Below are 10,052 nucleotides of genomic sequence, written 5' to 3'. Positions count from 1 at the left end.
GAGAATATGATCCTGATGGGCGACATCAAGATCCCAAAGGAGGCGATTTCCAAGCAGATCGCCGATTCGGTCGACCTGATCATCCAGGTGAAGCGCCTGCGCGACGGGTCGCGTCGCATCACCAATGTGACCGAGGTTATCGGCATGGAAGGCGACGTCATCGTCACCCAGGAATTGTTCAAGTTCGAATATCAGGACGAGGACAAGGACGGCAAGATCATCGGCGAATATCGCGCGATGGGCCTGCGCCCCTACACGCTGGAAAAGGCACGCCAGTTCGGGTTCGATCAGCCCTATCTGGAGGCTTGCCTCTAATTCCGTCGTCATTGCGAGCGAAGCGAAGCAATCCAGGGCGGTTTACACAGGCTCTGGATTGCTTCGCTCCGCTCGCAATGACGGGAATCAGCCCTTCAACCCGAACGCCGCCGCGAACAGCGCCACCGTGACGCTGATCAGCGCGATACCGCGCCACGGCATGAAACCGACCGCATCGACGTCGCGCCGGTGACGGCGGCGGTAATCGGCGACCTCGGCGACCACCGCGAGCACGGCACTGACTGCGCTCACCGTCAGCATCGACCCTTGCATTGACGCGCGTCCCTTCGCAAACAGGGGGCTTCTTCTCCCCCGGAAAGAAGGTGCCCATATGCGTCCGCTGATCCTCGTTGCAAGTGCTCTCGTCGCCCTCGCGGCGCCCGCCCTCGCCGAAAGCCCGAACGGCGGCCCCATCGCCCCCTCTATCGCGGACGCGGTGGCCGCCTCGACACGCACTCCCGCCAATGTCGCACGCGACCGTTATCGCCACCCCGCCGAAACCCTCGCCTTCTTCGGCGTGAAGCCCGGCGACACGATCGTCGAGCTGTGGCCGGGCGGCGGCTGGTACACCGAAATCCTCGCGCCGCTGTCGAAGGCGGGCGGCGGTACGCTCTACGCCGCGGCGCCCTGGGAAAAGGGCCTGAACCGTATCCGCGAATGGCAGGGCGCGAAGCCCGATCTTTATGGCGCGGTCAAGCTCGCCGAATTTCCCGCGACCGGCGCCGGGCCGAAAGTGCCCGATGGCAGCACCGACGTCGTGCTGACCTTTCGCAATGTCCACAATTGGCGGTTCGGCGGCACCGACAAGACCGGCGAAGCCTTCCGGCAAATCTATGCGATGCTGAAACCCGGCGGCGTGCTGGGCGTCGTCGATCACCGCCTGCCCGAGGAGATGGATTCGGCGCTTGAGGAAAAGAGCGGCTATATGAAGCGCTCGTCAGTCGTCGCCTTTGCCGAAGCCGCGGGCTTCAAGCTTGCGGGCGAAAGCGACGTCAATGCCAACCCCAAGGATACGCACGATTATCCGGACGGCGTGTGGACGCTGCCGCCATCGCTGGCCCAGAAGGATGTCGACCGCGCCAAATATCTGGCGATCGGCGAATCGGACCGCATGACGCTCAAATTCGTGAAGCCCGCGCCCTGAAACATCTCGAGTCCATCGACCCCGCGCTGCTGCTCAGCGCCTATGCGCAGGGGCTGTTCCCGATGGCCGACGGAGCCGACGACCCGTCGGTCCACTGGGTCGAACCGCGGCTGCGCGCGATCCTGCCGCTGGACGGTTTCCACCTGTCGAAGAGTCTGAAAAAGGTCATCGTCTCCGACCGCTTCCGCGTCACCACCGACTCCGCGTTCCGCGCCATGATGGCGCTCTGCGCCGAGCCCGCCGACGACCGGCCGACGACCTGGATCAATCCGGTCATCAAGACGAGTTACGAGCGATTGTTCCAGCTCGGCCACGCGCACAGCGTCGAATGCTGGCTGGACGGCGAACTCGTCGGCGGTCTCTATGGCGTGTCGCTCGGCCGCGCTTTCTTCGGCGAATCGATGGTCAGCCGGGCGCGCGACGCGTCGAAGGTTGCGCTCGCGCACCTCGTTGCGCGGCTGCGCGCGGGCGGCTGGCGGCTGCTCGACTGCCAGTTCATCACCCCGCACCTCGCCAGCCTGGGCGCGATCGAAATCCCCCAGGCCGATTATCTGGCGCGGCTCTATTCGGTGTTGTCGGACGGTGCGGCCTTGGGCGCCGGGGCCGCCTTGGGCGCAGGAGCAGGCGTGGGCGCCGCAGCGCCCTCGCCGCCGTTCGTCGCCGGCGACTGGGGGGCGCTCGACGGTTTGGGAGCGGACGCGGGCGATTTGGGCGTAGCGTGCTGGACGGGCTCGCCGCCCGGATATGTCATCGCGCAGCTTTTGACATAGACGTCGAAGATCGGATGCTGGATCACGTTGCGCTCAGGGCGTTCCTTGAAGATCCAGCCCGAAAAGACGCGATACCATTTGTCGTCGCGCTGGTCCTGCACCGTCAGTTGCACGAAGGCGCCGGTCTCGGGCGGATCCTCCCACGGCGCGGTCTGTTCGCAGGCGCGCAGGCGCACGATCGCGCGGCCGACCCGCGCGGTCTCGCCGGGCTTCATCTCCAGATCGCGGACGAGGCCGTTGCGCTTGTTGAGCAGCCCGAGCACCGCGACGCGCTGACCCATCGGAGTCGCGCCCTCGATCCCGCCGACTTCCTGCGGGACCCGTTCGGATTTGGCGAGCTGCGCCGTGGTTTCGCCGGGCCGCTTGCCGCCGTTCCGATCGCACGCGGTCAGCGCGGTCGCCGCGACAAGCGCCAGCAGCGCGATGCGGGAGAGGGAGGCGCTCACGAAGCTCAGTCGGCGCCCGGACGCCAGGCCTCGTAGTCGCCGGTCGCCGCGGCGCGGTGGCCGCCGCGTTCGAGTGCGCCCGCGGGGCGATAGGCGCCGAGGCTGCCGGTCAGGTTCGCGCTCGGCTCCTTCTCCCACGCGCGCGGCGCGGGCAGCGCCTCGCCGGGCAGCTCGTCGAGCGTGCCGTGCAGCCAGCCGTGCCATTCGGGCGGAACGCGGCTCGCGTCGTTCGATCCGTTGTAGATCACCCAGCGGCGGTCGCCCTTCTTCGCGCGATAGTAGCGATTGCCGAGGCTGTCCTCGCCGACCTTTTCGCCGCTGCTCCAGCTGTTCAGCAACGTGCCGACGGTCGCGCCGTCCCACCAGGTGAAAATCTTGCCGAGGATGCTCATGGCTGCGGCGTTTACAGGCAAGCGCGCGCGGTTCGCAAGCGTCAAACGGTGCGGCGCGCCGCTATTTTCCATCTTTCCACGTCACTCTGGCGCTCTCGTCGAGCCCGAGCCGCGCCGCCGTGCCGCCCGCGAGTTCGAGCACCGCGGCGACGTCGCCGCCGCTGACCACGGGCTCGAGCGATTCGGGGATGGTGTTTTCGGCGATGCGATCGATGCTGCCGTCGGCGCGCACGAAGATCATGTCGAGCGGGATCAGCGTGTTCTTCATCCAGAAGCTGGCGATCTTCGGCTTCGCAAAGGGAAAGAGCATCCCGCCGTCGGCGGGCAGGCTGGTGCGGAACATCAGCCCCTGCTCCTGCTCCTCCGCGCTGCGCGCGACCTCGACGCGAAAGGCGTGCGCCGTGCCCGCCATGTCGATCGTCAGCGGAATCGTCGCGGCGCTCTCCGCCTCGTTCCCCGCGCTGCTGCACGCCGCCAGCGGCAGCGCGAGCGAGAGGGCCAGAGCGGTCAGCAGAATGCGCATCCTATTCTTGTCCTCTCGTCATCATTCCCGCGATTTCCCTATCGTCGGCGCAGCTTCCCTACCGTCACCCCCGCGGAGGCGGGGGTCCAGCTTTTTCCTTCTTGGCGCCTTTGCGCCTTTGCGTGAGATTTTTCAAAGGACTCACGCAAAGGCGCAAAGGCGCCAAGAAGGAAGGCAAAAGAATAGCGGGATTCCCGCTTTCGCGGGAATGACGACACGGACCTAATCCAGCATCGCCGCATCGTCCAGCGCCGCCAGTGCGTCGGCGTCCCCCGGCGGGACGGCGAGGATGCGGCGCGCGAGGGCGAGCGAATGCCCGGCGCGCGCGAAGGCCGCGACCTGCCGCTCGCGGCTCTTGGGATCGTCGTCCGCGCGCACCGCGAACGGGCCGAACCGCCGCCGCCGCGCAAAGCCGACCGCCGCCGCGACGGCCTGCTCCTCCGCCTCCGCGATCGCATCACCGCTGTCCGCGTCGGCGATGCCATCGACGAAGAGCTGCGCCTTCACGCGCCGCAGCCCCAGCCCGCGCCGCGTCATCGCCCCGGCGCGCATCGCGGCATATTGGCGGTCGTCGAGGAAGCGCAGCCGCTCCATCCGGTCGGCCACCGCCTCGCACGCCGTCCTGGCGTCGCTCTCGTCAACCCATTCGGATTCGCGGATTTTCCGCGCCAGATAGCGCGTCAATTTCGCCCGACTCGTCGCGAATCGCGCGACATAGGCGAGCGCCAGTTCGTCGAGCTTCGCTGCGCTCAAGGGTTTTCGGGATCGGTCGGACCGAGACGCGCGGGACACCATGCCATGTTTATGCCACAGTCGGGCCTGATTGAGAACGACCAGAGCCGCCATATCGGGCACCAAAGCCCGGAAATGGGCCAATTTGTTTAACCTGACCGGGATCGCGCAGCGCAGACATGGCTCAAAAGGATGACATGATCGTTGCAGCGCATCCCGACAGCCGGGATTCGCGACGCCTTATGACCGAAAGTTCCGCCCCCGCGGTGGAGGATCTCGTCCCCACCCCGACCCATTGCGACCAGCCGCGCCGTTTTTCGGACTTCGCCACCGTCGGCGAGGCGCTCGATTATGCCGCAAGCGGCACGCGCGGGCTCAATTTCCACGATCCGCGCGGCAAGCTGATCCGCCCCTATCCCTATCGCGAGCTCAAGGCCGACGCACTCGCCGCCGCCTATCGCCTCGTCGCCGCGGGCGTCGGGCCCGGCGACCGCATCGCGCTGATCGCCGAGACCGGCCCCGAATTCGCCGCACTCTTCTTCGGCACCATCTACGCCGGCGCCTGGCCCGTGCCGCTGCCACTGCCGACCAGCTTCGGCGGGCGCGAATCCTATGTCGGCCAGCTCGTCGTCCAGCTCACGAGCTGCGACCCCAAGATGCTGTTCTTCCCGCCCGAAATCGCCGCGATGGCGACCGAGGCCGCCGAGCAGCGCGGCGTCGCGCCGATGGACTGGAGCGCGTTCGCGACGCGCGCCGCCCCGGTGGCCGCGCTTCCCGAGCAAAAGACCGACGAAACCTGCTATCTCCAGTACAGCAGCGGCTCGACGCGCTTCCCGCACGGCGTCGCGGTGACGCATGGCGCGCTGCTCAACAATCTCGCCGCGCATTCGCACGGCATGCATGTGCAGGACAGCGACCGCTGTGTGTCGTGGCTGCCCTGGTATCACGACATGGGCCTCGTCGGCTGCCTGCTCTCGCCCGTCGCCAACCAGGTGTCGGTCGATTATCTGAAGACCGAGGATTTCGCCCGCCGCCCGCTCGCCTGGCTCGACCTGATCAGCCGCAACCAGGGCACGACGCTCAGCTACTCGCCGACCTTCGGCTACGACATCTGCGCGCGCCGCGTATCGAGCCAGACGCATGTCGCCGACCGCTTCGACCTGTCGCGCTGGCGCGTCGCGGGGAACGGCGCCGACATGATCCGCCCCGACGTGATGCAAAGCTTCGTCGACGCCTTCGCCGACGCGGGCTTCAAGGCGAGCGCCTTCCTGCCGAGCTACGGCCTCGCCGAGGCGACGCTCGCGGTCAGCATCATGCCGCCGGGCGAAGGCATCGTCGTCGAACTGGTCGAGGAGACCGAGCTGTCGGGCGCCTCGACCGACGCCGGCCGCCCGACCCGCTATCGCGCGATCGTCAACTGCGGTCGCGCCGCGCGCGACATGGTGATCGAGGTCCGCGACGAGGCGGGCAATGTCCTGCCCGACCAGACCGTCGGCAAGGTCTGGTGCACCGGCCCGTCGCTGATGACCGGCTATTACCGCGACCCCGAGGCGACCGCCGCCTGCATGGCCGACGGCTGGCTCGACACCGGCGATATGGGTTATTTGTCGGACGGTTACATCTATATCGTCGGCCGCGCCAAGGACATGATCATCATCAACGGCAAGAATCACTGGCCGCAGGATATCGAATGGGCGGTCGAGCAGCTTCCCGGCTTCAAGTCGGGCGACATCGCCGCCTTTGCGATCACCACGCCGGGGGGCGAGGAAACCCCCGCGGTACTCGTCCAGTGCCGCACCAGCGACGACGCCGAACGCATCGCGCTGCGCGAGACGATCCGCGACCGCGTCCGCGCGATCACCGGCATGAACTGCCTGATCGAACTGATCCCGCCGCGCACCCTGCCCCGCACCAGCTCGGGCAAGCTCAGCCGGTCGAAGGCGCGCGCGCAATATCTGGCGGGCGAGATTCAGCCGCTGGCGATCGCAGCGTAGGCCCGCCTCGATCCGCGGGTCGGCGAGAGTCGGGTTTCGACCGGTTGCGGACCTATCTCACATCGTCATCCCGGACTTGATCCGGGATCCATTCTCTCAGCGCCGGATGAATGGATCCCGGATCAAGTCCGGGATGACGAAAGTTTGAAAGTCGCGCGCAGCATCTCTTATCTTTGTCATTCCCGCGAAAGCGGGAACCCAGAGCATGCGTCGCTGACTCCACTCCGGGTTCCCGCTTTCGCGGGAATGACGAAAGTTAGGAAGGGGTTGCTTCCCACCCCAAAGCCGCAACTCCAGGCGAATTGCCGCGCCGATCCTGTCCCGCCCCGGAACAATATTATCGCTCGCGAACAGGTGCATAGTTACGTTCGGGTAACCCCGGGGCGCTAAACGGGCTCCCGTGAAGAGCTTGTTGACCGACCATATCGATGCCGACGATGTGTCCGTGCGTACCCTGTTGGGGCTGGGGCCGCGGCGCCAGGACATCGGAAACCTCCGCCAGCTTCAGCTCGCGCCGCTGCTGGGCAAGGGCAAGATGCGCCTGTGGGTCGGGATCGCCATGGTGCTGCTTGCGGCCTTCAGCATGGTGCCGCAGGTCCGCTGGGGAATCGCGGCGGGTTGGCTGACCTGCGCACTGATCTTCTGCCTCTGGTCCTATCGCGTCTTCGTCACCCGCCCGCTGGGCGAGGCGCCGGCGACGAGCGCCGGCGAATTCGCGCTGTGCAACCGCCACGCCTTCTATGCCGCGCTGCTCTGGATCGTGCCCTTCTGGCTGCAGGGACCGGTGCCCGACGCCGGTCACGCGCTCGCCATGTGGGCGATCACGCTGCTGATGATGCTGACGCTGGCGATGATCGCGCACAGCCTGCCGTCCGTATGCATCCTTTACATCGCGCCGGTCAGCCTGTCGGCGGCGCTCGCGCTCGCGCTGGCCGGCGCGCCGCAGCTCGCGGCGGTCGCGATCGCCGCCGGGCTGCTGCTCTCCAGCTTCTGCGTCCGCTTCGCGCGCAATCACGTCCGCTTCCGCCGCGCCGAGGAGACGCTGCACGAAAAGACCGAAACGGTCAGCCTGCTGCTGCGCGAGTTCGAGGAAACCTCCGCCGACTGGCTGTGGCAGACCGACAATGCCCGCCGCCTAGTCCATGTTTCGCCCCGCCTCGCCTTTGCGCTCGGCGGCACCGCCGAGGCGCTCGAGGGCGTGCCGCTGCTCGAGGCCTTGTCGGGCGACGCGTGGGAGACGGGCCAGTTTCCCAAGAACCTGCACCTGATGGCCGAACGGATGAAGCGGCGCGAGAGCTTCTCGAACCTGATCGTCCCGGTAACGATCGGCGGCAAGCCGCGTTGGTGGGAATTGTCGGCCTCGCCGCGCCTCGACGAAACGGGCAAGTTCCTCGGCTTTCGCGGGGTCGGTTCGGACGTCACCGAACAGCATGCGACCGCCGAACAGATCGCGCGGATGGCGCGTTTCGACAATCTGACCGGCCTCCCCAACCGCCTCAGCCTGCACGAGGATCTGGCGCGCGCGCTGAACCAGGCGATGGAAGCGAAATCGCGCTGCGCGATGCTGATGATCGACCTCGACCGATTCAAGGCGGTCAACGACACGCTCGGCCACCCGACCGGCGACAAATTGCTCGCACAGGTCGCCGCACGCCTGAAAGGGCTGATGGAACGCGGCATGACCTGTGGCCGCCTCGGCGGCGACGAGTTCGCGGTGGTGCTCCACAACGTCCCCTCGGCGAACGATGCCGAGGATCTCGCGAAGCGGATCATCACCGCGATCAGCCGCCCCTATGTGGTCGACAATCACCAGCTCTTCGTCGGCGCCAGCATCGGCTATGCGATCGGCCCGCAGGACGGCTCGACGGTCGAGACGCTGACCCGCAACGCCGACCTCGCGCTCTACAAGTCGAAGGACAAGGGCGGCAACGTCGTCGCCGCCTATGTCGCCTCGCTCCACGCGCAGGCCGAGGAACGGCGCGTGATGGAGCAGGAACTGCGCGGCGCGCTCGACCGCGGCGAGTTTGAGCTTTATTACCAGCCGGTGGTCACCGCCGGCGACGGCCTGCTCAACGGCTTCGAGGCGCTGATCCGCTGGAACAACCAAAAGCTCGGCAATGTCTCGCCCGGCCGCTTCATCCCGCTGGCGGAGGACAGCCGCCTGATTTCGCCGATCGGCGAATGGGTACTGCGCACCGCGTGCCACGAGGCGATGAAATGGCCCTCGAACCTCAAGGTCGCGATCAACGTCTCGGCCGAACAGCTCACCGACCCCGCCTTCGCCTCGGTCGTCGTCTCAGCGCTCGCGCAAAGCGGCCTGCCGCCGCAGCGGCTGGAGATCGAGGTCACCGAAAGCGTCTTCCTGCGCGACGGCGGCGGCGCGGCGCAATTGCTCGACCAGCTCATCGGCCTCGGCATCCGCCTGTCGCTCGACGATTTCGGCACCGGCTATTCGTCGCTCGGCTATCTGCGCAAGACGCAATTCTCGACGATCAAGGTCGACCGCAGCTTTGTCGTCGGCGCCGCGAAAGGCAGCATCGAATCGATCGCGATCATCCGCGCCGTGGTCGCGCTCGCCGACAGCCTCGGCATGTCAACGACGGCCGAAGGCGCGGAGACCGAGATCGAGGTCGATACGATCCGCACCCTCGGCTGCAGCAATATCCAGGGCTATTATTACGGCCGCCCGATGCCCGCGGCCGACGTCATGATGCTGTTCCGCCGCCCCGAAACGGCAACGGCGGCGGCGTGACTCGCCTTCGATCCATCATCCCGGCGAAGGCCGGGATCTCGCCGGTGCAGCATTGCCGATAGGATGAGATCCCGGCCTTCGCCGGGATGACGATTCCAGGGGGAAATCATCGCAGGGCGATCCGTCAAACGACGACCCGAACCCCTCGCGCGACGAATGGAACGTCTTAACAAAAGGTTCCCCCGCTCACCGCATGGAGGGCGCAATTCACCGCTTGATTGTTGGTGACCCGGGAAGGCTGCGGCAAAGACGCTGCAACGCTTGAAGACAAGCCAAAGGGGTCGCCTTCCATGCTCAACCGCCGCTTTCTGGGTGCTTTCGCGCTGTGCGCTTCGCTGCTTGCCAGCGTCCCGGCCGCCGCGCGCGACTATCTCCAGTGCGTCCCTTTCGCCCGCGCCGAATCGGGCGTCGAGATTCGCGGCAATGCCAAGACCTGGTGGGCGCAGGCGGCGGGCGAATATGACCGCGGCCAGGAACCCCGCAAGGGCGCGGTCATGGCCTTCGCCGGCACCCGCGGGATGCCGCTCGGCCATGTCGCGGTGGTCAAGAAGATCATCAGCGACCGCGAAATCCTGATCGACCACGCCAACTGGTCGCCGATCCACGGCCGCCGCGGCCAGATCGAGCGCAACGTCCGCGTCCTCGACGTCAGCGACAAGGGCGACTGGAGCCTGGTCCGCGTCTGGTACGCGCCGATCGGCGACCTCGGCTTGCGCGCCAATCCGGTGCAGGGCTTCATCTACGCCGACGGCGACGCCAAGTCCGATCACCGCATCAGCGGCGGCGAGCCCGTCTGGGCGCAGAACGACTGGAAGCCCGGCAACGGCCTCGACCTCGTCGTCGCTTCGCTGCGCTGAGTCAGGCTCACCTCATATTCGTCATTGCGAGCGCAGCGAAGCAATCTCCAGTCCGATAGCTGGAGATTGCTTCGCGTAGTTTATCCTGAGCGCCTGCAAGGCAGTCGAAGGGCTCGCAATGACGATT

General features: G+C 66.8%; 9 protein-coding genes and 2 pseudogenes. 6 read left to right on the top strand and 5 right to left on the bottom strand.

Annotation, left to right across the window (positions count from 1 at the left end; all coding sequences use genetic code 11):
• Window positions 1-315 (top strand): annotated as a pseudogene (locus VHO04_RS08270) (CpaF family protein); the annotation flags it as partial.
• Window positions 316-402: 87 nt separating this feature from the next.
• Here the strand turns inward: VHO04_RS08270 and VHO04_RS08265 are convergent.
• On the bottom strand, window positions 403-576 hold the full coding sequence (locus tag VHO04_RS08265) for a hypothetical protein (RefSeq protein WP_257545368.1): 174 nt from the start codon (window positions 574-576) through the stop codon (window positions 403-405).
• Between the two features lie 70 nt (window positions 577-646).
• Between VHO04_RS08265 and VHO04_RS08260 the strand changes: the two genes are divergently transcribed.
• The gene (locus VHO04_RS08260; RefSeq protein ID WP_329627875.1) at window positions 647-1,459 is read left to right on the top strand and encodes a class I SAM-dependent methyltransferase; all 813 of its coding nucleotides are present in this window, start codon (window positions 647-649) and stop codon (window positions 1,457-1,459) included.
• Window positions 1,460-1,521: 62 nt separating this feature from the next.
• Window positions 1,522-2,229: a leucyl/phenylalanyl-tRNA--protein transferase gene (aat, locus tag VHO04_RS08255; protein WP_414713095.1), complete on the top strand. Its 708-nt coding sequence runs from the start codon at window positions 1,522-1,524 to the stop codon at window positions 2,227-2,229.
• A gap of 44 nt (window positions 2,230-2,273) precedes the next feature.
• Here the strand turns inward: aat and VHO04_RS08250 are convergent.
• The 4 genes and pseudogenes from VHO04_RS08250 to VHO04_RS08235 form a co-directional block, all read right to left on the bottom strand.
• Window positions 2,274-2,444: pseudogene (locus tag VHO04_RS08250) on the bottom strand (DUF2155 domain-containing protein); the annotation flags it as partial.
• 236 nt (window positions 2,445-2,680) lie between these two features.
• Window positions 2,681-3,067: an NADH:ubiquinone oxidoreductase subunit NDUFA12 gene (locus VHO04_RS08245; RefSeq protein WP_329627874.1), complete on the bottom strand. Its 387-nt coding sequence runs from the start codon at window positions 3,065-3,067 to the stop codon at window positions 2,681-2,683.
• Between the two features lie 61 nt (window positions 3,068-3,128).
• Entirely contained in the window at window positions 3,129-3,590 is a 462-nt protein-coding gene (locus tag VHO04_RS08240) for a DUF192 domain-containing protein (RefSeq protein ID WP_329627873.1), read from the bottom strand.
• A 222-nt stretch (window positions 3,591-3,812) separates the two neighbouring features.
• Entirely contained in the window at window positions 3,813-4,343 is a 531-nt protein-coding gene (locus tag VHO04_RS08235; RefSeq protein WP_329627872.1) for a RecX family transcriptional regulator, read from the bottom strand.
• A gap of 221 nt (window positions 4,344-4,564) precedes the next feature.
• On the opposite strand from VHO04_RS08235, the gene VHO04_RS08230 reads away from it, so the two are divergent.
• From VHO04_RS08230 to VHO04_RS08220, 3 genes are all read left to right on the top strand, one after another.
• Window positions 4,565-6,316, top strand: a complete 1,752-nt coding sequence (locus VHO04_RS08230) for a fatty acyl-AMP ligase (RefSeq protein ID WP_329627871.1) — start codon at window positions 4,565-4,567, stop codon at window positions 6,314-6,316.
• A gap of 400 nt (window positions 6,317-6,716) precedes the next feature.
• Complete coding sequence (locus VHO04_RS08225) at window positions 6,717-9,068, top strand: putative bifunctional diguanylate cyclase/phosphodiesterase (protein ID WP_329627870.1); 2,352 nt, start codon at window positions 6,717-6,719, stop codon at window positions 9,066-9,068.
• Window positions 9,069-9,358: 290 nt separating this feature from the next.
• Window positions 9,359-9,925 (top strand): CHAP domain-containing protein, encoded by a 567-nt coding sequence (locus VHO04_RS08220; RefSeq protein ID WP_329627869.1) that lies wholly within the window; start codon window positions 9,359-9,361, stop codon window positions 9,923-9,925.
• Window positions 9,926-10,052 lie beyond the last annotated feature (127 nt).

The sequence above is a fragment of the Sphingopyxis sp. genome (assembly GCF_036261875.1).
Taxonomy (GTDB): Bacteria; Pseudomonadota; Alphaproteobacteria; order Sphingomonadales; family Sphingomonadaceae; genus Sphingopyxis.
This window is presented reverse-complemented; position numbering and strand designations above follow the sequence as displayed.